The following is a 22,496-nucleotide window of genomic DNA, read 5'->3' as shown; positions in this document are numbered from 1 at the left end:
AACGTAAATAAAGCAAATGTGTATTAAGTGAAAGTTTGTAACAAAGTCCATTTTTACATTTACGAGCATTGGTTTTCAAAACAATCTCTCATAAGAAAAATAAACAAACGCTTTTATAAAATGTAAGGTTTTCAAGATTTTTCTCTGCTGTGAAATCTAGATCTTCGTTTTTCATAAATGAAACGTTCTTAAGAGCAAATGATAACTAAGTTATAACTGTGATAAAAAAAGTTTTAACGTTTCTTATAAAGATCTCATTTTATGTTTCAAACGTTTAAACGTGCATTTAAAGAGATTCTTATAAGTATCTTTTCATTTTGCTCTAAATGTAACTTCTTTATAAATTAGCCGGCTCAAATTTGAGCTCGCTAAAATCAACCGGTCCATATTTGGGTTCGTTAACTTTAAAGTAGAGCCTTTTTTAAACATTGTCGCTTTTCACTCAAAATTGAGTAAAATTCCATGCCTTTATGATGTTACAATGATTTTAAATTTTGCTTACTTATCTTTGTCTCAATAGCTGCCCCCAATTTTGGGGTGAGTAAATCACTCAGTCCATATTTGGGCTCTGTGCTTTTAAACGGTAACTTTTAAAACGTTTTTTAGTACCATGTCTAAGTAGATAGTATTCTACTGCTATGGCATTGTTCGTTTCCATTTTTTTGTGGAAGCGAATACAGTTTCGTTTTTAAAAATTAGCATAGCTGTTGTGATGATACTATATTTATGCTGCTTACTTATCGTTTCTAAATTTTTAGAAAGCGTTTTTAAAAGCGATCTTGTCTTTAAATTCTTTTATGCAATCTTTAAAATGTTAGATGTTATGATGATGCTGTTATAACAGCTCTCTATTTTATGCTTCTCAATTTTGAGAAGTGTAATTTTATGTTTTTATCATGTGATAACAATCCGATCTTTAAAACAAGATGTGATCTTTAAACGTATTTTATCGATAATTCCAAACAATTAAATTTTCAAACAGTGTAATTTGTGCTGTGATAAAAACGTATCATAAAATTTATAAACTGTTATGAATGATAACAGCTTTTCATTTCGTCTGAATGCACACATGCGTTATAATATTTGTATAATGATTAGCTTTTTATGGTCTATTCATACATGGCAATCTTATATAAAAAAGGGTCAAATGGATCATGCATAAAAGTGTGGATTCTTAAGGGGATTTATATAAAATAATTGTATATAACACACTGAATTTATTATGTTTTTATGGAATAAGCGTTTCTGGGGTCTGGAAGTGCTGACTCAAAACAGCCTCTTGCTTTTAGTGCTGAGAGCACTTGGACATAACAAGAGCCCCCGGAAATTCCGGGATATCCGCAAAAAGCGGTTTTATTTCTAGTTTGAGTTTTTCGGGCTTCCAGACCCTATTTGATCGTCGCGTATACGACCAAAAACACAAGTCTCATTCATAGGGTAATTTCTTTAAATCGTCAACCAGAGTGACAGCAGTTGGTTTGGTTGTTTTTTGCAAAGTTTACATGCAACTGTTGCAATGCATCCCTTTATTTTGATGGAATTTAGGACAATTTCTTGGTGATCATTATGGGGTATATTTAAAATTGTAACTATATGACTTTATCCATTTATTTTGTATAAAAACGGAAGCTTCTTTTCGCATTCAGAAGCAAAAGACTTTTTAGAGTAAGTATAACATTGGGAGTTGGTAAAGAGAATGCTGGTGCTGGCGTGTGGTGGATTAGCGTTTAAAATACCAATATTAAAAAGATTGCATGAGCAAAAGAGAGCTTTTCATAGAGCAGTGACTGATAACAGCTTTTTCCAGAAAAAATGAACGAAATTTTCTTATTTTTTGTAGGCTACTTTTTCATCGTTTTGCAAAGGGCGCGCTTCTGAGGCAAGCATAATGGGAACGCCATCACGAATAGGATAGGCAAGTTTGGCTTTGAGAGAAATGAGCTCTTGTGTTTTTCGGTTGTAAGAGAGTGTGCTTCTCGTTATTGGACAAACGAGCAATTCGAGCATTTTGGGATCTGTGGTCATTTTTTTCATGTTTTGACGTTTATTAGTTTAAACGGTAATCTGTACCTGTTTGTTTCATGAGTGAGCGTTCTGTTAATGCAAGAAGAGTTTGGGCACGGCTTTCGATATCTGGAGCTTCAAGGAGAGCTTGCTTTTCTGCTGGTGTAAAGGGGATAAGAGCTGAAAAAGCATTAACCAATATAGGTGTAGGGGCTTCTATGATACTGCTCCAATTATATTCCATTTCATGTATGGTTAGATATTTTTCTACAACGTCGAGTAAGCTCTCTCGGTTAATGCTTTCTTCAACATCAAATTCTTGCAAGTCTTTTATGTTTGATTGGATGAGAGCTGTTCGATAGGATTTTGTGTTTGTCAATTCTTGTTCTAAGGTGAAGCGGCAAACACCTTGTAAGATAATGAACAGTTGTCCATTTCCTGTTTCACTGTAGTTTGTAATGCGCCCTATACAGCCTGTTTTATAAAGTTGTGTAGAGAAGCGGTCTGTATCCGATGAAAGTGGTTGAATAATGCCCAATAGACGATCGGTTACCATCACGTTTTCAATCATTTCAAGTGATTCTGGTTCAAAAATGTTGAGTGATAAAAAACCGCCGGGTAGTAAGAGTGCACCTTCTAAAGGAAAAAGGGCAATTTGCTTTGGAAGATCATTTTCGCAATTGTAAGAGATATTACCAGCTTTCATGAGTATTTTGTCACCTTTGTTCGGTAGTTTTAGTCTGTAAATAGTCGCAATTTATGACACTATTGAGAAAGCAGAAAACCTACTTCTTGTACATTAAAATCATACTTATAAAATACTTGAAGTCCTTATTCTAAAAAAGAATATGAAACCCTATCTTTAAGGTTGAACTGCGCGAGAAAGAATATTGCTTTGCGATCTTTTTAGTGTGTGACGTTTTGCATGATTTTCAAGAGGTATTTTTGTTTATAGCTTTTGATTTTTGTCTTAAATTTCCTAAAATGTGTTCCTTGCAATTTTTGTAAGGTTCAAAAGGATACTATTATAAATCTTTTGAAGCAGCTTACGCAAGTTTTAAAATGAGAACATTTTCATCACTTTACTAATGACAGTGTGATAAAGATAGGTTATAGGTTAGGGCATGCTGGAAAGAGCGTTATCGTTTCTTTCATTCTTTTGCGGGAGAGTGCAGATTGCGAATTTTCGCATTGCCGCCGAAGGGGAAATAGCCCATAATCTCTCAGGCTTTAAGGACCGTAAAAGGAAGAAGGCAGATCTGGAAAGTCGGGAGAGCCCGCGCCGAAGGTGTAAGCGAAAAATTTTTTCGCGAGTCTCTCAGGTTGATGACAGAGGGGTGCAGAGACGGTCATATTCTGTGGGCGTTAGCGCAGCTTTGGAGTTATTATGGGCACAGCACAAGAAACATCTTTTTTAAAAACACTTCCTTTATATGATATGCATGAAAAAGCAGGAGCAAAATTTGGTGCTTTTGCGGGGTGGAACATGCCTTTAACGTATCCTCTTGGCGTTTTGAAAGAGCATCTTCATACGCGTGCACATGCGGGATTGTTTGATATTTCTCATATGAAATTGATTGCTGTTGAAGGGACACAAGCCGTGGAATTTTTGTCCTATGCTTTTCCCATTGATGCAGCAGCTTTAAAGATTGGGCACTCACGGTATAATTACTTGCTTAATGAGCAGGCTGGTATTCTTGATGATCTTATCATTACCCGTTTGGAAGAGAGCCGTTTTATGTTGGTCGCCAATGCTGGGAATGCACAGGCTGATTTTGTAGAATTGGAAAAGCGTGCGGTTGATTTTGAATGTCAAGTGATTGCTCTTGAAAGGGTATTGCTTGCTCTTCAAGGTCCTGAAGCGGCTGCTGTTCTTGCTGATGCTGATTTACCAGGGAATGAATTGTTCTTTATGCAAGGATTCGAACCACAACAAGATTGGTTTATAACGCGTTCTGGGTATACGGGAGAGGATGGTTTTGAAATTGCTTTGCCTATAGGGCATGCGCATATGTTGGCTGAAAAATTGCTGAGTGATTCTCGTGTTGAGTGGATTGGGCTTGCAGCACGCGATAGCTTGCGGTTAGAAGCAGGGTTGTGTTTGCATGGAAATGACATTACCCCTGATACGACACCTATTGATGCGGCTCTAACATGGGCTGTTCCTAAAAGTGTTCGAGAAAAAGCACAATTTTATGGCGCGAAGGCTTTTCTTGAAGCGCTGCAAAAAGGACCTGCTCGTTGTCGTGTTGGATTAAAACCCCAAACGCGCCAACCTATTCGTGCTGGTGCGGTGCTTCTTGATGATCAAGGTAATGAGATTGGAGTTGTAACATCAGGTGGTTTTGGTCCTTCTTTTGATGGTCCTGTCGCGATGGGTTATGTTCCTGTTGATTGTAAAGTTGAAGGGACACAAGTCTTTACAGAACTGCGAGGCAAAAAGATTGTATTATCAGTTCATTCACTTCCCTTTGTTGAACAACGTTATTTTAAAGGATGATTTTTTATGTCTAAAACTTATTTTACACAAGACCATGAATGGCTTAGCGTTGAAGGAAAAGTGGTGACTGTTGGGGTTACGCATTATGCGCAAGAGCAATTAGGAGATTTGGTTTTTGTTGATTTACCACAAAGTGGAACAAAACTTTCCAAAGGAGAGGCAGCTGCTGTTGTGGAATCGGTGAAAGCCGCTTCAGATGTTTATGCTCCTCTTGATGGTGAAGTGGTCGAAATAAATGAAGCATTGGCTGATCATCCTGAATTGGTAAATCAGAAAGCCGAAACAGAAGGCTGGTTATGGAAAATGACATTGCAGGATGAGACACAACTGGAAGGGTTGTTGGATAAAGATGCTTATAAGGCTTTGATTGGATGAGTATCATGATCGAGCGTTCTTTTTCTTCTCGACATATTGGGCTGCGTCCTGATGAAACACAAAAAATGCTTGATGTTTTAGAGCTTGATTGTGTTGATACACTCATTTCTCAAGCTGTTCCACATTCTATCCATTTGGGGCGTTCACTTAATTTGCCAAAGGCTGCTAGTGAAGGACAAGCCTTGGAAGAACTCTCCAAGATGATGGAGCGTAATTGTGTGCACAAAAGTTTTATTGGGCAAGGATATCATGGAACTCATGTGCCCCCAGTTATTTTACGAAATCTGTTTGAAAATCCTGCTTGGTATACTGCTTATACGCCTTATCAAGCAGAAATTAGCCAAGGTCGTTTAGAACTTTTGTTTTATTTTCAGACATTGGTGAGTGAACTCACAGGTTTGCCTGTTGCTGCTGCTTCCCTTCTTGATGAAGCAACTGCTTTAGCTGAAGCCAATGCCCTCGCTTTTCGCTTTTCCCGTGAGAAAAAAACAAAAATTTCTCTTCAGAGTCTTTTACATCCTCAGACTTTAAGTGTTGCGCAAACGCGTGCTGAAACACAAGGTATTTGTATCAGCCAAGAGAGGAAAATTTGTTCTAATACAGCGGCAATTGTTTTATCTTGGCCAGATACAAAAGGTGCTTTTCATGATTACAGTGAGATCATAAAGGAGGCAAAGGAAAAAGGAGCTTTAGTTATCGTTGTGGCTGATCCTTTAGCACTTACCCTTATGGAGCCACCTGCTCAATGGGGGGCAGATATCGTTGTTGGCTCTATGCAGCGTTATGGCGTTCCGATGGGATTTGGTGGTCCACATGCTGGTTACCTTGCAGTGAGTGATGCGTTAACGCGTCTTATTCCTGGGCGTATTGTTGGTCAATCTGTGGATACGAGAGGGCGTGTTGGTTTTCGTTTAGCTTTGCAAACACGTGAACAACATATTCGGCGCGATAAAGCGACGTCAAATATTTGTACAGCTCAGGCTTTGTTGGCTAATATGGCAACCGCTTATGCTGTTTGGCATGGGCCGAAAGGTTTACAAGAAATTGCGCAGCGAATTCATCATTTAACATGTCGTTTTGTTGCTGGTTTAGAGGCTGCAGGTGTTTTTTGTGAAGGAGAATCTTTTTTTGATTGTGTAAGCATTGTTGTGAAGGGAAAAGCGAAAGAGATCGCACATCAAGCCAAAATGAATGGACGCCTTATTCGTGTTCTCGATGATGACACCATTGCAATCAATTTTGATGAATTATCGACAGAAGAAGATGCTTGTGCTTTAGCGCAGCTTTTTGGGGCACAATTAGGCGATCAGGTTTCTCCACGACTCTTTGGCAAAAAGCGGAATGCTGCTTTTCTTTCCCAGCCTTTTTTTCATGCGGTTCATTCAGAGACAGATATGATGCGCTTTTTGCGTCGTTTGGCAGATAAGGATTTGGCGCTGGATCGTGCTATGATTCCTCTTGGCTCTTGTACAATGAAGCTTAATGCGGCGGCTGAATTGATGCCTGTAAGTTGGGCTAGTATGGCCAATATACACCCCTTTGTTTCAAAAGAGGATGCCGCGGGTTATTTAGAGATGATTAATCAGTTAAATGCATGGTTGTGTGAAATTACAGGATTTGCGCAAGTTTCTTTTCAGCCAAATTCTGGTGCTCAAGGTGAATATGCGGGGCTTTTGGCTATCCGACGATATTACCAATCACGGGGAGAACATCAACGTACAGTTTGTCTTATTCCTGCATCTGCGCATGGTACCAATCCAGCTTCGGCACATATGGCAGGTATGGAAGTCGTTGTGGTAAAATGTTTAAGCGATGGTGATGTTGATGTAGACGATCTCAAAATGAAAGCGCAATTGCATAAGGATAAATTGGCTGCTCTCATGATTACTTATCCTTCAACACATGGTGTTTATGAGGAAAGCATTAAGGAAATTTGTTCTATTATTCATGAAAATGGCGGACAAGTTTATTTCGATGGCGCTAATCTCAATGCACTTGTGGGGCTTGCTCGTCCTGCAGATATTGGCGCTGATGTTTGTCATATGAATCTTCATAAAACATTTGCCATTCCCCATGGAGGTGGTGGTCCTGGTATGGGACCAATTGGAGTTGCAGCGCATCTCAAACCATTCTTACCAGGGCATGAACAGGATGGGACGACACATGCGGTTTCGGCAGCTCCTTATGGAAGTGCGTCTATTCTTGCGATTACATGGATGTATATTCGAATGATGGGGGCTGATGGCTTAAAATATGCAACACAAATAGCCATTTTAAATGCCAATTATATTGCTGCACGCCTTTCACCCGCTTATTCTATTCTTTATCGGGGCAAGCATGGACGTGTTGCTCATGAATGTATTGTGGATACACGTGTGTTGAAAGAGCAGTATGGGGTGAGTGTTGATGATATTGCAAAACGTCTCATTGATTATGGATTCCATGCGCCCACGATGTCGTTCCCTGTTCCGGGAACTTTGATGATTGAGCCAACGGAATCAGAACCAAAAGCAGAAATTGATCGTTTCTGTGATGCTTTACTCTCTATTGCTGAAGAAGCGAAGAAAGTTGGTCGTGGGGTTTGGCCAAAAGACAATAATCCGTTGGTTAATGCCCCTCATACAGTGGCAGATGCTTTAGATGATGCTTGGGAACGACCCTATTCGCGACAAGAAGCTGCTTTTCCCAACAGTTCTCTTGATCCAGCCAATAAATATTGGCCTCCTGTATCGCGTATTGATAATGTCGCGGGAGACAGAATGCTCATTTGTTCGTGTCCGCCATTGGGAAATACCTATTAAATAACAAATATGTATTTACTTTGTTTATTTACATAAACAAAAAAGCCCACACATTTTGTGTGGGTTTTTTACTTATTGATCATGTTGTTATGGAGTTATTTGTCTATTTTCTAGAATTTTGCATAGTTTTTTATACCATGAGAAAAATCGGAAAAGTCGGCAAAAAAACTGTGTTTTGTGGGCAATAGGCATGCTCTCCTTTGTCTTCTACCGTATGACATGGTTTTAGTGACTAGGCGCATCGGTCTAGCCAGCTAATTCACGTAAACGAGAGTGAAACCTACGGGGATAGGGGCCAGTCTGTTGCATGTGTTGTGACATACGACTCTCACTAAGGTGACTACGACCGGTTGCAGAAAGAATAAAATCAAATTTAGTGTTTCTGATGATAAAGCCCCGCGAAACTCTGTTGTTGCATATTCTTAAGTCAAGCATTGTCTAAATATTTCTCTTTAATCTGCTTTTTATAAATATGACGCAAAAATATGCAAGAACACCTGTCAGAATGAGTAAATGCAAAACCAAATGTATTATGGTTTTTTTTACAGGGTGTCTTATAAAAAGCCGGCACATCTTTCCAATCCATTGTAAGTCAGTTTGTGACTTTACGGTGTTGTTTTCCTAAGAGCCCGTGTGCTTTAGCTGTTGCTTGTAAATCAACATCCAAACTTAACGCAGCGACATGTTTTAAGTCAGAGATTGAGACAAAAAAGAGCTTTATGAGTAGTTCAAGCTTTTGTATACCAGATGATGGCGAGGGGATTGCGTATTTCTGTTGACGTAATCTTTGAAACTGGAAGACAATCTAATTTCAGAGAAATATAAAGCCGTAAAGGTGAAACTCAATCCTCAGTTTGTCATCTCCCTTTCAGCTTTACGGCTTTCAGAAGCATCTAAAGCAATGTTTTTTATAATGGGGATTACATATTGTCCCATGCTTTTATTTATTGTGTTCTTTAATGGGGGCACAACCTTTATGTAAAACAGAACACTCCAAAAAGAATATGCTTTGGTTGTTAATTCACGTGTTTGTTTTAAAGAGACATTTCGCTCCCAATCCCATTTCGCGACGGCGCTCGTGAATGGTACAACGATAAATCTATTGAGAGCCCCCAATCTTTACGCTCTATGAAGGAAGAAGTTGGCACTATCATACACTTTGCCAGCCGCTTAATGTTATAGCTCTTGGTACTTGAGATGGTTCATAAGAGGTATTATTCCTTTCTTAAATCATTTTTATCTACACATAGTCCAGTTTGTGGTATGCAAGCGAATGATTTTGATTGCTTCACTATGAACAAAACTGAAAATAAGAGAAACTTACAAGACTGGATGTTTTGTTTGATATATAGAGAATTAATATTTTGGTTTAATTGGGCAATTAATTTTAAAAACTTTGTAATAGATTCTTTTTTGTCAATTTGTGGGGAAAAGGCTAAGTTTTTGTATTTTGGGTGAAAGCTAGTTTCATAAAACAGTTCATCAACTTGTCTATTTTGAGATTTCTGTGAATGTGCGGTGTCTATGATCATTCTATGTGATTGATTGTTGTAAAATCTTTCATAAAAAACCCTCAATTTTCTAAAATGATGATTTTTATCAATTTATTTCTTTAAAGAGTTTTTATGTGTAAATGTATTTATAGCGGGAGCCAAGAGATGTTAGAATTTCATTGGGAAGGGTATCGGCATCTATAGATACTCTTTCAAGTGTTTGATGGGGTCCAATGAGTTCTACCCAGTCACCTGTTTGAGGTTTTTGATCAAGATCGGTCGTATCTACAATAATGGAATCCATAGAAACCCGCCCAACCATGGGAAGTTTGTACCCGTTGAAATAAACTGTTCCTTTATTCGAAAGAGCACGGAGCCAGCCGTCTGCGTAGCCTATAGAAATGGTTGCAAGAGTGCTTGGTCTGTTGGTTATAAAGCTTTCTCCATAACCAACAGGTGTGCCTATATCAACAACGCGGTTTTGAATGACTTGGGCTTCAAGTTTTAAAACAGGTTTCAGAGGTGATGGATGTTTTCCCCGCGGATCAACTCCGTAAAGTGCAATGCCTGGACGAACAAGATCAAAATAAAAATCTGATCCTAGAAAGATACCTCCAGAATTGGCAAAGGAAACTTTGCAAGCAGGCAATTGCGCAAGGACAGTTTTGAAAGTAGCCAATTGGGCATAATTGGATGGGTGGGTATCATCTTCTCCGTTAGAAAGATGACTGAGAATATATTTTATTTCTGCTTTTTCGAAAATTGTAGGGTGTTTGATGAGTTTTTGTAATTCTTTTTGATCCAGTCCTAATCGGTTCATATGGGTATCGATTTGAACAATTGCTGGAAATTTTTTATCTTTTTTTTGACAAATTTTTTGCCAATTTTCAATGGCACTCCAAGAGTTTAGAACAGGAACAATACCAGATTGTGCGACAAACTCTTCTGCTAAGTGTGGAAGTCCATTCAGAACGGCAATCGTGACATGTGATGGTAAGATGCTTTTTAATTGGAGGGCTTCTATGATTTGGGCGACAAAAAAAGTGCGACAACCAGCTTGATAAAGGGCAGGAGCAATTTTGTGAGCTCCTAATCCATAGGCATTTGCCTTTACAACTGCTGAACATTGTGTTGGAGCTACACGTTTGGCTAAAGTGATATAATTGGCAACAATGGCACTGACATCGATGGTTGCTACAGCTACATAGAGTGATGTATTGATTTCATCATTAACGGATTTTTTCATTTTAAGAGCTTATCTGTGTTCGTGAAATACGGAGTTTTTTGGTTATTTCATTGAGGTTCTTTACGATATAGGGAAAGACACTATTTTCTATGGTCAAAATCATAAGGAGCTTATACTGAATTATGTACCATTAAAGTCGTTTTTTTATGTAAAATGGTACTCTGGATATAAGAGATATTTTAGTTTTATTTGTGTTGTTAGCAACACGGTATCTTCTAATAATTTGTAAAACATAGACTTTTGTTTTTTACTTATTTTCCTTAGTTGCGGCATATAAAAAAATAAAACATAGTTTATTGTATTGTATCATTTTGAAGAGTGCAAGATTAGGCTGTTGTTGCTGGTGCGATTGTTTTGATTAAACATTGCATTGGCTGCTTATTCAGAGAAGGTAAAATGATTAAATTAATGCATTACAAGTTTTCTATCATGGGGGAAAGATCACTTATCTGTGCAATTTGGGATGTCGTCTCATGCACTTAAAGTTATTTTTGTTAAATGGAAAACAGTGTGTAAACACTTTCTGATACATTAAAAACTGTTGATTTAGAAAGCCCGTTGATTTGGATATTGTTGGTTTTCAAGATGGATTGGGTATCTAATATTTACTTTCTATTGTTTGATTGGTTTTTAGTGAAATCAATTTTGTCGCTTATAGAGCGCGTTAGACTCTTTTATTTATGGATATTTATGGAAAGCGCAGTGTAAAAAGGTTAGTAACGAAAACAATAGATGTAATGTCGGAAATCTTGTTGGAGATTTGTGTGGTTATCGTTCAATCAACAAAAATTTTATCTCTCTTATTTGAAGGTTTTAGGTCATAAGTTTTGTTAAGCGAGAGAGTGTTATAGCGTTACAATGGAAATATGCATTATGTGTTAAAGGGGAAAAGAGTACCGTGATTGTTTAATACTCAATGTTTTTGTTTTTCTTTGAATGTGATTTGTATTCGTATTTTCCTCATTCGTTTAATAAAGTGTTAATCTTGAGATTTTTGTTTTAAGAAAATTGTTGGCAGATGGTTATGCAAGTACTATATCACGTCAAGGATTCGAAATTTAACGTTCAATAAAGATATGGGGAAGAGTATGAATACGTCTGCTACCAATGTTCCGTCAAACATCAGTAGCGTTGCAAATTTTCCGATTCCTGAGAATGTGTTCGCCCTTACTGTCCAAGAGGTTTGTCACTATACAGATCGGTTATTTAAATTCCGTTTGAATCGTCCGGATAGTTTTCGTTTTCGTTCGGGTGAGTTTGTTATGATCGGTTTGCCAAATGCAGAAAAGCCGATTTATCGCGCTTATTCGATTGCAAGTCCTTTTTGGGATGAACAGCTTGAGTTTTTTTCGATAAAAGTTCCAGGGGGACCTTTAACCGAGCATCTCCAAAAAATTAAAATTGGTGATACAGTTCTCATGCGTAAAAAATCTACAGGAACACTGGTTCTTGATGCTCTTATTCCTGGAAAACGTCTTTATCTTCTTTCAACTGGGACGGGGGTTGCTCCTTTTGCAAGCCTTATTCGTGATCCTGAAACTTATGAAAAATTTTCAGAAGTTGTCCTTATTCAAACAACGCGTGAGCAGAGTGAGTTAGTTTATGCAAAAGATCTTGTTTCCTCTTTGCAACAAGATCCACTCATTGGAGAGTATGCACAACAGTTGAGATTTTATCCTATGACTACTCGTGAAGCTTCTGAGCATATGGGCCGTATTACGACTGTTATGGAAAGTGGGGACTTTTTTGAAACGACTGGTCTTCCTAAAATTCATCCTGATGAAGATCGGGTGATGATTTGTGGTTCCATGGCAATGTTAAAAGATTGTGCAAGGATGTGTGAAAGTTTTGGTCTTGTTGAAGGGGCTAATAATGCTCCTGCTACTTATGTTGTAGAGCGCGCTTTTGTGGAGTAATGAGTAGGGAAGTTGATGCTTTATCTTCTTTCAAACCGGTACGGTTTTTTTCCTTTTGCAAGCTTTATTCGTGATCCTGATACTTATGAAAAATTTTCAGAAGTTGTCCTTACTTTAAATAATGCGTGAGCAGAATGAGTTAATTTATGCAAAAGATCTTTTTCCTCTTTGCAACAAGATCCACTCATTGGAGCATATGCATAACAGTTGAAATTTTACCTTGTGACCACGCGTGAGCTTTCTGAGCATATGGGGCGTACTACGACTGTTATGGAGAGTGGATGCTTTTTTGAAACAAGCGGCTTTGAAACAATAGCACTCCCCAAAATTCATCTCGATGAAGATCGGGTGATGATTTGTGGTTTTATGACAATGTTAAAGATTGCGCAAGGATGTGTGAAAGCTTTGGTTTTGTTGAAGGGGCTGATGTTCTTGCATTTTACATTATATTGTAGAAAGAGCTTTTTTCGAGGGAGAGGGAAGTTGTGATGCAGTATATGCTAATGCAGTAATCGAATCCCAATCATTTATTGCAATGAGTTGTTGGGGCGCTATCCAAGAACCGCCAACGCAGAAGACGTTAGGCAGTTGGAGCCATTGTGTTGCACTTTTTTGTGTAATACCGCCTGTTGGGCAAAACCGGACATCAGAGAAGGGAGATGCTAAAGCTTCGATGAAGGAAATACCTCCAGCGGCTTCAGCTGGGAAAAATTTGAGATATGAATAGCCTTTGTTTAATGCTTGCATGAGTTCACTTGGGGTCATTGCAGCGGGAAGAAGGGGAATTTCACTATTTTTTGCACAATTGATTAATTCATTTGATAATCCGGGGCTTACAATAAACTTGGCTCCAGCTTGTTCGGCTTTTTCGTAATGTGTTGTGTTGAGAATTGTTCCGGCTCCAACAATTGCTTCAGGGACTTCTTGTGTAATTTTCCGAATTGCTTTGAGGGCATTTGGTGTTCGCAAGGTGATCTCAATTGTTTTTAATCCACCTTTGACAAGAGCGCGTGTTAAGGGTACAGCACTTTGTAGATTGTCAATGAGTAAAACAGGTATAACAGTTTGTCCTTGGAGATATAATAAAAGCTTTTCTCTTTTTTGGCACATGATATTTTTTCTTCTTGGAGATGATATTATTTGTATCGTTTGATTAAGCACAATATGTTAAAGAGTACATGAATAAATCTTGAAATTGAATGAAACGCGCGTTATGGCAAAACACATGGAAAAGAATTTTAAAGTTGCTGCACTTTATTGCTTTGCAGATTTGAAGCATTATCATCAATTACAAAAACCTTTGCAGGATTTATGTCAAGCAAAGGATATCAAAGGCACTCTGCTTTTAGCACAAGAGGGAATTAATGGAACGGTTGCTGGTTCTTGTGCTGCGATTGAGGCATTGGTGGATTTTATTACCGCTGAGCCAGCGTTTCAAACGCCGGAGATTAAATATTCATGGGCATCAAAAATGCCTTTTCATCGCATGAAAGTGCGGCTGAAAAAAGAGATTGTGACAATGGGGGTTGAAGGTGTTGATCCGCTAAAAGTTGTTGGTACTTATGTGGATCCTGAAGATTGGAATGCTCTTATTCAAGATGAAGAGACAATTTTGATCGATACGCGTAATGATTATGAATATGCGATTGGGAGTTTTCAAGGAGCGATTGATCCGCAGATTAAAACATTTCGCGAATTTCCTGAATGGGTGCGTCAACATGAAGCTGATTTAAAGAAGAAAAAGAAAATTGCTATGTTTTGTACAGGCGGTATTCGGTGTGAAAAATCAACAGCTTATGTACGTGAACTTGGTTATGAGCAGGTGTACCATTTAAAAGGAGGTATTCTAAAATATTTAGAAAAAATTCCAAAAGAGGAAAGTTTATGGTGGGGTGAGTGTTTTGTTTTTGATGAGCGTGTTTCTGTTCAACATGGTCTTGAAGAATGTGGACGCGAATTATGTCGCGCGTGTCGTTCTCCTCTTAATGCTGAAAGCAAATTATCGCCTCATTATGAGGAAGGTGTTTCCTGTGATGCTTGTTATAACACGCGTAGTGAAGCCGATAGAGAGCGCTTTCGTGAGCGCCATAGGCAGTTTCAATTGTTGAAGTTGCGTGCAATTGATTCTCATCAAGGGACATAAGGATAGCACAGTGTAGGGCTGTAAATTTTAGCGTTTTTCTCTTAAATTTAAGAGAAAAGAGTTTTTTGATATTGGTAGAAAAATATTTTATAAGACCGGATATTATTCGGTCTTTTTGTCTATGTTAAATTATTTGATTTATAAATAATCATTATAGATCGTTTGCTCTCCTTACATTTTATAGGATTGAGTTTTTAAATACTTTTCATTTTAAAATAGAAACTCTCTTCACCAACAGCGCAGGGGAGGGAGATTTATAGCTTAAGAGAAAAGCGTATGAATAAGATGTGATTAATAAGAGGAGATGAAAAAGCAGATGCTAGGTGGGAAAAATAAAATGATAATAGGAGTTTATGATTCCAGAATTTAATATAATACATTAATTTATAATGATAATTTATTTTGATTTGAATAAAAGAGTTAAATATTTTGAACTTTATTGCTTTCAAATTAGATGAGAACAAATCACGTAAAACTCATTCACTTGTACGTTACAAATGGGGAAACGTGTGGACAAAAATCATTTTAGATAAGGTGTTATGAAACATTTCAATGTAGGAGTTTCTGCAATATTGGGAGTTGGCAGATAGAATGGGGGCACAGGCTTGTAATTTCATAAGTATAAAGAGGGTGCGATGTAGTTAATTTATACTACACAAGCTATATTATACGGGGAATTTTCATGATATTTTGCTTAAGCGATGCTGTGAAATGAATGTGGAAACAGGGATGTTTTTTTAGGATGTAAATGAGAAAGATAATGGTATTTGTTGGAGGAAGGACATCGTTATCTTTAAAAATGATAGTGCTTCAGTCGTTACTATCCCCAGTTTTCAATGTTGGTCATCCTTGCATTTGAGAGGATATATAAGAGGTACCCCTTTTTTCAGTTGTTTTTTATTTGTAATGCGCAAAAGAATGATCTTGATTGATTCATTGTAAGAGGGGTGAAATAAGAGAATTTTATGATGAGATTTTTGTTTAAGGGCAAAATAATAAATTATCATTATAAATTAATGTGTTGAGTAATTTATTTTGCGTTATTTTCTGCTGCGGATATTAGGAGATAGAATGGGGCAAAGAAATGAGGGGCTTTAAAAGCAAGACAGTGATTTATGTTGCACGGATGATGTAAGGGGTGTCATCTCATGAAAGCGGATGGATAGCTTTGTCTGGTGGAAGAGAGAGTTGTTTTTTCGCATCATTTTATCTTTAAGAATTAAAAAATGTTTAAAATTAAAAAAATGATTGAAATGAGCAAGAATTCGTTTTATAGGATGCATTGCCCAAAGTCGCACGTGCCTGTGGGTGTCCGCTGGTTCTCAAATGGTGAGATTAACCGGTACGGTACCTGGAACTAACCGCTCCAGTCATTCTTACAGCCAATTGAAAGAATGAGGACATCTTGAAGCAACGACGGTGCGGGCCTTTCTGGTGTCTTCCAGTTTTAAATACTGGGATAACTATAGAGGCACACCTCATTGCCTTCAGTGCGGAAGTGGTTTTCTCAACTCCAATCAAAAAGGCAGATAAAATAGAATGACGCGGCTTCGCGCTGTTCTTTCGCTGCATACAATGCTAATTTCTGGTTTTTTGTAATCAGAATGGGGATAGTTGTTGTGTGTTTTTTGTCCTTTAGCTTTTGGCAGCTTTGGCTGTCCAAGCATAGAGTGGGGGAGCTTTCCCTCAAGGAGAATTGCAGATGGCAACGCAACGTATTCGCGATTTTCTTGCAACACATCGTTCTGAAGGTCCATGCTTAATTGTTGACCTTGATGTTGTTCGTGACAACTATTTAAATTTTGAAAAAGCTCTGCCGCAGTCGCGTATTTTTTACGCAATAAAGGCAAATCCAGCACCTGAAATCTTGCGTTTGCTTGCTTCTTTAGGATCTTCTTTTGATGCGGCTTCTGTTGCAGAAATTGAAATGGCTTTAAAAGCAGGAGCAACGTCAGAGCGTATTTCTTTTGGGAATACGATTAAAAAAGAACGTGATATTGCACGAGCATATGCATTGGGTGTTTCACTTTATGCAGTTGATTGTGTTGAAGAAGTGGAAAAAATTGCGCGTGTTGCTCCAGGAGCACGTGTTTTTTGCCGTGTTCTTACTGATGGAAAAGGTGCAGAGTGGCCGTTGTCACGCAAATTCGGTTGTGTCCCTGCTATGGCGGTTGATGTTCTAAGACGGGCACACCAATTGGGTTTGCAAGCCTATGGTGTTTCTTTTCATGTTGGGTCTCAGCAGGTTGATCTGAGTGCGTGGGATCGTGCTTTATCGGATGCTGCTACAGTTTTTAAGCGTTTGGAACAAGAAGGCATTTCGTTGAGGTTGGTGAATATGGGGGGCGGTTTTCCAACGCGTTATTTGAAAGATGTCCCTACAGAGCAAGCTTATGGTACAGCAGTTTTTGATTCATTGAAAAAGCATTTTGGTAATCGTATTCCTGAGACGATTATTGAGCCTGGGCGTGCGATGGTTGGCAATGCTGGTGTTATTCGTACAGAAGTGGTTCTGATATCCAAAAAAGCTGATAATGATAATGTACGATGGGTTTATCTTGATATTGGAAAATTTAATGGTCTTGCTGAGACTATGGATGAAGCCATTCGTTATCCTATTGAGACACCCCATGATGATAAGGTTATGGAGCCTTGTATTTTGGCTGGACCAACATGCGATTCGGCAGATGTTCTCTATGAAAAAACACCTTATCCGCTTCCTCTATCCCTAACGATAGGAGATGAAATATTGATTCATGGAACGGGTGCTTACACAACAACTTACGCATCGGTTGCTTTTAATGGTTTTGAGCCTTTACGATCATATGTGATCTGAGGTTTCCTTTTAACTATAGGTTTTTTAGACTTTTTGCTATGCTCGTCATGGCGCTATAAGAGGGCGGTCATTGAGATGAACATGATGAATTTTCAAACAAAAGATGGGGCATGTTTTACACTTTTATTGGAGCAAGAAGCAGATAAGCCTTATCGAGAAATTTTGCTTGATTCAACGATGGGGCATGGACGTAAACGTAAATCATCAGAGGCTTTACGTCGTGGTCGGTTAGCTGCTCAAGGACTTTCTTTTGTGGTTAAAAATGCGTTTGGAGAGCTTGTGGGAAGTGTCCGTCTTTGGCATGTTTCTTTTTCTAAAGGAAAAAATAAAACACAATATGCTTTACTTTTGGGCCCCTTGGCTGTTGCATCTGAATGTGCTGGTCTGGGAATAGGATCAATTTTAGTCCGCCATGCAATTGAAACAGCAAAAAAATTAGGATATGGCGCCATTTTGCTGGTAGGGGATTGTGAATTTTATCAACGTTTTGGCTTTTCAAATAGTTTAACAGAAAATTTGGCAATGCCTGGTCCTTATGAAAAGCATCGCTTTCAAGCGTTGGAACTGATACCACATTATCTTTCTGGGTGTTATGGCACTTTAGTTCCTAGTGGAGAACGAGAAGTTTCGAATCGTTTTCAGCATCATAAAGTGGCTTGAAGATAGTGTTTAAATTTATTTTTTAACAGCTGGCGTTGAGGAGAGCATACTGTTTTGACTTGTGCCAAAGTATTTAGCGGTACAAAGTTTTTGGAGTGTTGTATTGCGATTTTACTATATGACTTTTTCTTTATGGGGCTGATTTCTTATTTTTGATAATTTCAGTTAAGTGAGTAGGAATATATTTAAAGCTCATTTTTTTGGAATAGCGTCCTATTTTATAATATTAAAAGAACCTGATTTTTGAGTGGTCTTGTATTCTTTTAAAGCCGGTATCATCATACAGTTTTCAATATCATTGGTAGATCTTGCATCAAAACGGTTGGATATTTTACTTTTTTCTTAAACAGTTTTTATCTCTTTGCTTTTTATGTGCAAGGGGATAGTTGTGATTGGTTCAATAGAGAGACATTTTGAGAAATTTTATACAATTTTAGCGCTTGTTGAAAGAGAAGAGGCTTAAGAAAGAAAAATATGCAGCAGTAGAATCAAATAAGTATCAGCTTTTTTTAAAGAGTGTAAAAAATAAAATCACATGTTCAAAACCAGCTTTTTTGAAAAAAACAGATCATTACTTTTTTGCTATAAAGGTTAATCGTTTTGCAATTGGCATGAAAGTATCAAATACAAAATGATTTTCTCATGTAAAATTTTGCATTCAGAATCAAAAAAACGTTATCCTACACATTATAAGGGAAATAGATGCGTGAATAAAAATCACAAGAATCATCAATCTTTTATGCATATTCTTGTAAGCATCAAAAGAGTGAAGGACAAAGAATCTTACAGAATAGTTTTTATGAGGATAATAGCGTAAAAAGGGGGAGATAGATGAGAAATTTAATGACAGGCGCAAATATTGTTTTAACGTTTTTTTCTCTACGGTCATAAATCAGAAATCTTATAGAAATAGCTGCTTTATCTTTATGGTGTGGAGCACTTTAGATAAGCTCTTTGTTTATTATCATCTAAAACAATTCTTGTATGCGAGAAGTTATTTTTAAGTGCGTAAAGAGCCCGCATTGAAAAGAATTTTTATCAGAAGAATCATTTAGAATCATATGTTGATTTATACTGTCTCTTGAGAAGAGATAAAGTGCATAGGAAGCGAGGAAGGTTATAAAGATAAAAAATATTTCTCAATTTTAATTAAGCTTAGTGACTTGGTGGTGCATCCATGAGAGGTGGTATTTTTTTAAGAAAAATGGTCGTAAATGTCAAAATAACAAAGATAATGGTCATAATAAAGAAAATATCACTAAAAGCCATAATCGTTGCTTGTATGCGTACCATACCAAACAATTGAGAAAGAGCAAGAGTATACGAATCAAAGGTTTCTGTTTTGAAAAATAAAGTAAGCTTTGAAAGCATTTCAGTTGCTTGTCTGTTTGCGTGGTTAAGCGTTTCGGCTATTCGTTCATAATGGAAGTCTGTGCGTTTTGTCATGAGAGTGCTGATAATCGCAAGCCCTACAGCACCACCTAGATTCCGTGTGAGATTAAAGAGTCCAGAAGCATTTTGCATTCGTTCTGGCGGGAGTGTTCCCAAGGCAATATTATTAACAGGAACCATACATAACATCACAGAAGCACCACGGAAAATTTGCGGCCAAAAGAGCTGCCAAAAATCCCAGTTGTCTGTGATAGAGCTCGCCATCCAAGTGCCTATTGCAAAACCCAAAAGTCCTATTGCCATCATTAAACGTGCATCGATTCGTGCTGAAAGAAATCCCGCAAGCGGAGCAGTTAATAACATGGCGAATCCTGAAAGAAACAATGTTTCTCCAATCATGAGCGCATCATAATGGCGAATTTGGCTTAAATAGACAGGATAAAGGTATGTGAGTCCATAAAGACCTATTCCCAGTGCAAAGGAAAAAATGGATGCAGCTGAAAAATTAAAATTAGAAAAAGTAGAGAGATCTACAATGGGTTCTTTTGCTGTAAAAGCGCGCCAGAAGAATAAGGCTGCAGCAAGAATCATGATAATGAAAAAATCTCGAATCAGCCTATCACTCAGCCAATCATGACGAGCTCCTTCTTCTAGAACATACTCTAAAGTTCCCAAGAAAGTAGCCATAGAAATGAGACCTAACCAATCAAATTTCTTCATTAAAGAGGGATCAGCTTTATCAAAATCAATTAATTTCCAAGCGAGAATTGAGATGATAATCCCGAAGGGTACATTGATGAGAAAGAGCCAATGCCATGATGAGAGATGACAAATATAGCCTCCCACGGTTGGACCAATGGTAGGGGCTAATGTTGCGACCAGTCCGACAATAGGGGTAACAATAGGACGTTTGGAAGGAGGAAAAAGGACATAGGAGGCAACAAAAACACTAGGGATAATTCCACCACCGATAAAACCTTGTAGTGCGCGATACACAATCATCTCTCCAATAGATGTTGCCGTTGCACAAAGAACAGAAGTAATCGTAAAACCGATAGCTGATAAGGTAAAGAAAACACGTGTTGAAAGCAATCGTCCTAAAAATCCAGAAAGCGGCAACATGATGACTTCAGCAATGAGATAGGAAGTTTGAACCCATGAAACTTCTTCAGAGCTTGCTGCAAGACCCGCTTGAATTTCAGCTAAAGAAGAGGAAACGATTTGGATATCTAAGATTGCCATAAACATGCCAAAAGACATAGCAATAAAAACTATAATTTTGTGCATTCCTATGCGTTCTTGAGATTGTATGGGCTCTGGTATGGAAGATGTCATCGTAAGATCTTCTACTTTTTTGTTATAAGAGACTTTTATCTTGTGGCTTTGTACGTGTATCAACTTTCACTGAAACACTCATTCCTGCTCGGATATGTCCGTTTTTTAAGACTTCTTCTGGAATAGAAATACGTACGGGAATGCGCTGGACAATCTTTGTAAAGTTACCAGTAGCATTTTGTGGAGGCAAAAGAGAAAAAACAGCGCCTGTTGCGGGTGAAATAGAAAGCACTTTCCCTGTAAAAAACTCCTTTTTGAAGGCATCAATAGCAATATAAGCCTTTTGTCCTGCGTGAATATTTTGTAACTGTGTTTCTTTATAGTTTGCTTCAATATAAAGTGCATGTATGGGGACTAACGCCGCAAGACGTTGGCCATTTACAACAAAATCTCCCGTTTTTGCTGTTAAATTTCCTATAACTCCATCAAATGGCGCTCGTATAATAGTCGAATCAAGATCACGTTGTGCTTTTTCACGCGAGAGTTCTAAACTCTTTGTTTGGCTTTCTATTTCACTTCGTTGCGCTTCTAGCACTCGGATATTTGCACGTGCTGCAGCTATTTGTGCATCCGCTCTGTTAACATTTGCAATGGCTTGTTCATAAGCTGATTTGGCATCATCAACATCGGATTGAGGAGCATAACGATTTTTTTTCAGTTCTGTTACACGTTTTAAGCTGAGTTGTGCATTGGTTGCTATGGCTGAAGCGGCTGCTTTTTGTGCTTTTGCATCATCTAAAGCACTATGAGCGGCTGTGATTTGTGCATCAATGCGTAGAAGTGTTTTTTTCTGTGTGTTAAGATGCGCTTCTGTTTGATCCAAGGCTATTTGATAATCACCATTGTCTAGGTAAAATAAAACATCGTCCTTTTTTACAACTTGGTTGGCTTTAATGGCAATTTTTTCAATATATCCATTTAATTTAGTCGCAATAGCTGCTATATCTCCTTGCACATAAGCGTCATCTGTTGTGAGTATATAACGCCATTGCGTTACCCACTTGTAGCTAAACCAAAGCATAAAAAGTGCAAATATAATAAGAAGAGCCTTGATTACTTTCTTTTGTCGCGTTTTATTGGAATTTTTGGTTGAAAAAATTGTCTCAGCTACGGACATGATTTTATACTTTCAATATTTATGTTCCAATGAGTATAATAAACCCATCACTATAGACTAGGGTGATATACATGCAAGGACGATAAGAGCTTTTCAAGCAATAAGATGATTTTTGAAACATAATGCTAAAAATATGAACTTGCAAGTTCAAGGTCTTATTTTGTTACGCATTTTTTACAAAGGCCTCGTACTTCTAGGGTGCTTTTGTGGGCTTGGAAGTCAACAGCTTGAACCATCTGTTTTAAACTCGATACAATCGTTTGATTTTGTATTTCATTGACTGTGCCACAGTTTTCGCAAATTATAAACGTTGTAAGTTCATGTTGACAGTTTTCAGGGTGTAAACAGACCATAAAGGCATTTACACTTTCAAGACGATGAATACACTTTAACTGTACGAGTTTTTCTAACGCACGATAAACTTGGAGAGGTGCACGAAAACCTTCTTCGCGTAAGTGATTGAGAATCGCATAAGCACTTAAAGGCCCTTTTGCATTTTTTAAAGTGTTTAAAACCAATGTTTGGTTACGCGTCAGTTTAGATGACATTGACATCTTCCTTTTGCTCTCATGGCAAAGCATAAAGCGTGTAAGAGGTTTATGCAATGGTGATTATAGAATATGTACTCTATCTTTAGCCTTTTACATGACATCATTGTGATATGTAAGAAAAGGTGCA

14 protein-coding genes, 1 pseudogene and 2 riboswitches are annotated in these 22,496 nt (G+C 37.9%); of the genes and pseudogenes, 8 read left to right on the top strand and 7 right to left on the bottom strand.

What is annotated here, in order from left to right; translation table 11 throughout:
* Nucleotides 1-1,827 precede the first annotated feature (1,827 nt).
* Together U736_RS0107250 and U736_RS0107245 are read right to left on the bottom strand one after the other, a co-directional pair.
* On the bottom strand, nucleotides 1,828-2,034 hold the full coding sequence (locus U736_RS0107250) for a Trm112 family protein (RefSeq protein ID WP_026500554.1): 207 nt from the start codon (nucleotides 2,032-2,034) through the stop codon (nucleotides 1,828-1,830).
* Nucleotides 2,035-2,047: 13 nt separating this feature from the next.
* Nucleotides 2,048-2,710 carry an LON peptidase substrate-binding domain-containing protein gene (locus U736_RS0107245; RefSeq protein ID WP_015856762.1) on the bottom strand — a complete coding sequence of 221 codons (663 nt, stop codon included), beginning with the start codon at nucleotides 2,708-2,710 and terminating at the stop codon, nucleotides 2,048-2,050.
* Between the two features lie 446 nt (nucleotides 2,711-3,156).
* Nucleotides 3,157-3,254, top strand: a riboswitch (glycine riboswitch).
* Nucleotide 3,255: 1 nt separating this feature from the next.
* Nucleotides 3,256-3,347: riboswitch (glycine riboswitch) on the top strand.
* 44 nt (nucleotides 3,348-3,391) lie between these two features.
* On the opposite strand from U736_RS0107245, the gene gcvT reads away from it, so the two are divergent.
* From gcvT to gcvP, 3 genes are read left to right on the top strand one after another with little or no spacing between them, the layout of a single operon-like run.
* Nucleotides 3,392-4,504 (top strand): glycine cleavage system aminomethyltransferase GcvT, encoded by a 1,113-nt coding sequence (gene gcvT / locus U736_RS0107240; RefSeq protein WP_026500553.1) that lies wholly within the window; start codon nucleotides 3,392-3,394, stop codon nucleotides 4,502-4,504.
* A 6-nt stretch (nucleotides 4,505-4,510) separates the two neighbouring features.
* Nucleotides 4,511-4,879 carry a glycine cleavage system protein GcvH gene (gene gcvH / locus U736_RS0107235; protein WP_015856760.1) on the top strand — a complete coding sequence of 123 codons (369 nt, stop codon included), beginning with the start codon at nucleotides 4,511-4,513 and terminating at the stop codon, nucleotides 4,877-4,879.
* Between the two features lie 5 nt (nucleotides 4,880-4,884).
* A complete protein-coding gene (gene gcvP / locus U736_RS0107230; RefSeq protein WP_026500552.1) occupies nucleotides 4,885-7,680 on the top strand; it encodes an aminomethyl-transferring glycine dehydrogenase in 2,796 nt (931 codons plus the stop codon).
* A gap of 1,623 nt (nucleotides 7,681-9,303) precedes the next feature.
* Here gcvP and alr read toward each other — a convergent pair.
* The gene (alr, locus tag U736_RS0107215) at nucleotides 9,304-10,419 is read right to left on the bottom strand and encodes an alanine racemase (RefSeq protein WP_015856758.1); all 1,116 of its coding nucleotides are present in this window, start codon (nucleotides 10,417-10,419) and stop codon (nucleotides 9,304-9,306) included.
* A 1,088-nt stretch (nucleotides 10,420-11,507) separates the two neighbouring features.
* On the opposite strand from alr, the gene U736_RS0107210 reads away from it, so the two are divergent.
* Nucleotides 11,508-12,335, top strand: a complete 828-nt coding sequence (locus U736_RS0107210; protein ID WP_026500549.1) for a ferredoxin--NADP reductase — start codon at nucleotides 11,508-11,510, stop codon at nucleotides 12,333-12,335.
* Nucleotides 12,336-12,353: 18 nt separating this feature from the next.
* Nucleotides 12,354-12,801, top strand: a pseudogene (locus U736_RS13080) (ferredoxin reductase domain-containing protein); the annotation flags it as partial.
* Here the strand turns inward: U736_RS13080 and eda are convergent.
* Nucleotides 12,780-13,445: a bifunctional 4-hydroxy-2-oxoglutarate aldolase/2-dehydro-3-deoxy-phosphogluconate aldolase gene (gene eda / locus U736_RS0107200; RefSeq protein WP_026500548.1), complete on the bottom strand. Its 666-nt coding sequence runs from the start codon at nucleotides 13,443-13,445 to the stop codon at nucleotides 12,780-12,782. The pseudogene U736_RS13080 and the gene eda sit on opposite strands and share 22 nt — an antisense overlap.
* Nucleotides 13,446-13,560: 115 nt before the next feature.
* Here eda and trhO point away from each other — a divergent pair, with 115 nt between their 5' ends.
* From trhO to U736_RS0107180, 3 genes are all read left to right on the top strand, one after another.
* Nucleotides 13,561-14,478, top strand: coding sequence for an oxygen-dependent tRNA uridine(34) hydroxylase TrhO (gene trhO / locus U736_RS0107195; protein WP_015856755.1), 918 nt, complete (start codon nucleotides 13,561-13,563; stop codon nucleotides 14,476-14,478).
* Between the two features lie 1,702 nt (nucleotides 14,479-16,180).
* Nucleotides 16,181-17,314, top strand: a complete 1,134-nt coding sequence (locus tag U736_RS0107185; protein WP_015856754.1) for a type III PLP-dependent enzyme — start codon at nucleotides 16,181-16,183, stop codon at nucleotides 17,312-17,314.
* Nucleotides 17,315-17,389: 75 nt separating this feature from the next.
* On the top strand, nucleotides 17,390-17,974 hold the full coding sequence (locus U736_RS0107180) for a GNAT family N-acetyltransferase (RefSeq protein WP_015856753.1): 585 nt from the start codon (nucleotides 17,390-17,392) through the stop codon (nucleotides 17,972-17,974).
* 1,155 nt (nucleotides 17,975-19,129) lie between these two features.
* On the opposite strand, the gene U736_RS0107170 is transcribed toward U736_RS0107180, so the two are convergent.
* The 3 genes from U736_RS0107170 to U736_RS0107160 form a co-directional block, all read right to left on the bottom strand.
* Nucleotides 19,130-20,701, bottom strand: a complete 1,572-nt coding sequence (locus tag U736_RS0107170; RefSeq protein WP_015856752.1) for a DHA2 family efflux MFS transporter permease subunit — start codon at nucleotides 20,699-20,701, stop codon at nucleotides 19,130-19,132.
* A gap of 22 nt (nucleotides 20,702-20,723) precedes the next feature.
* Complete coding sequence (locus U736_RS0107165; RefSeq protein ID WP_015856751.1) at nucleotides 20,724-21,818, bottom strand: HlyD family secretion protein; 1,095 nt, start codon at nucleotides 21,816-21,818, stop codon at nucleotides 20,724-20,726.
* A 155-nt stretch (nucleotides 21,819-21,973) separates the two neighbouring features.
* Nucleotides 21,974-22,366 (bottom strand): Fur family transcriptional regulator, encoded by a 393-nt coding sequence (locus U736_RS0107160; protein WP_015856750.1) that lies wholly within the window; start codon nucleotides 22,364-22,366, stop codon nucleotides 21,974-21,976.
* Nucleotides 22,367-22,496: the final 130 nt, after the last annotated feature.

The organism is Bartonella grahamii ATCC 700132, from assembly GCF_000518085.1.
Classification (GTDB): Bacteria; Pseudomonadota; Alphaproteobacteria; order Rhizobiales; family Rhizobiaceae; genus Bartonella; species Bartonella grahamii.
This window is presented reverse-complemented; position numbering and strand designations above follow the sequence as displayed.

Bases quoted from the DNA above. Each gene is read 5' to 3' on its own strand.
- gcvP (WP_026500552.1), top strand. From the start codon at position 4,885: ATGATCGAGCGTTCTTTTTCTTCTCGACATATTGGGCTGCGTCCTGAT.
- alr (WP_015856758.1), bottom strand. From the start codon at position 10,419: ATGAAAAAATCCGTTAATGATGAAATCAATACATCACTCTATGTAGCT.
- U736_RS0107250 (WP_026500554.1), bottom strand. From the start codon at position 2,034: ATGAAAAAAATGACCACAGATCCCAAAATGCTCGAATTGCTCGTTTGT.
- U736_RS0107185 (WP_015856754.1), top strand. From the start codon at position 16,181: ATGGCAACGCAACGTATTCGCGATTTTCTTGCAACACATCGTTCTGAA.
- gcvT (WP_026500553.1), top strand. From the start codon at position 3,392: ATGGGCACAGCACAAGAAACATCTTTTTTAAAAACACTTCCTTTATAT.
- U736_RS0107165 (WP_015856751.1), bottom strand. From the start codon at position 21,818: ATGTCCGTAGCTGAGACAATTTTTTCAACCAAAAATTCCAATAAAACG.
- U736_RS0107210 (WP_026500549.1), top strand. From the start codon at position 11,508: ATGAATACGTCTGCTACCAATGTTCCGTCAAACATCAGTAGCGTTGCA.
- eda (WP_026500548.1), bottom strand. From the start codon at position 13,445: ATGTGCCAAAAAAGAGAAAAGCTTTTATTATATCTCCAAGGACAAACT.
- U736_RS0107180 (WP_015856753.1), top strand. From the start codon at position 17,390: ATGAACATGATGAATTTTCAAACAAAAGATGGGGCATGTTTTACACTT.
- U736_RS0107170 (WP_015856752.1), bottom strand. From the start codon at position 20,701: ATGACATCTTCCATACCAGAGCCCATACAATCTCAAGAACGCATAGGA.
- U736_RS0107245 (WP_015856762.1), bottom strand. From the start codon at position 2,710: ATGAAAGCTGGTAATATCTCTTACAATTGCGAAAATGATCTTCCAAAG.
- trhO (WP_015856755.1), top strand. From the start codon at position 13,561: ATGGAAAAGAATTTTAAAGTTGCTGCACTTTATTGCTTTGCAGATTTG.
- U736_RS0107160 (WP_015856750.1), bottom strand. From the start codon at position 22,366: ATGTCATCTAAACTGACGCGTAACCAAACATTGGTTTTAAACACTTTA.
- gcvH (WP_015856760.1), top strand. From the start codon at position 4,511: ATGTCTAAAACTTATTTTACACAAGACCATGAATGGCTTAGCGTTGAA.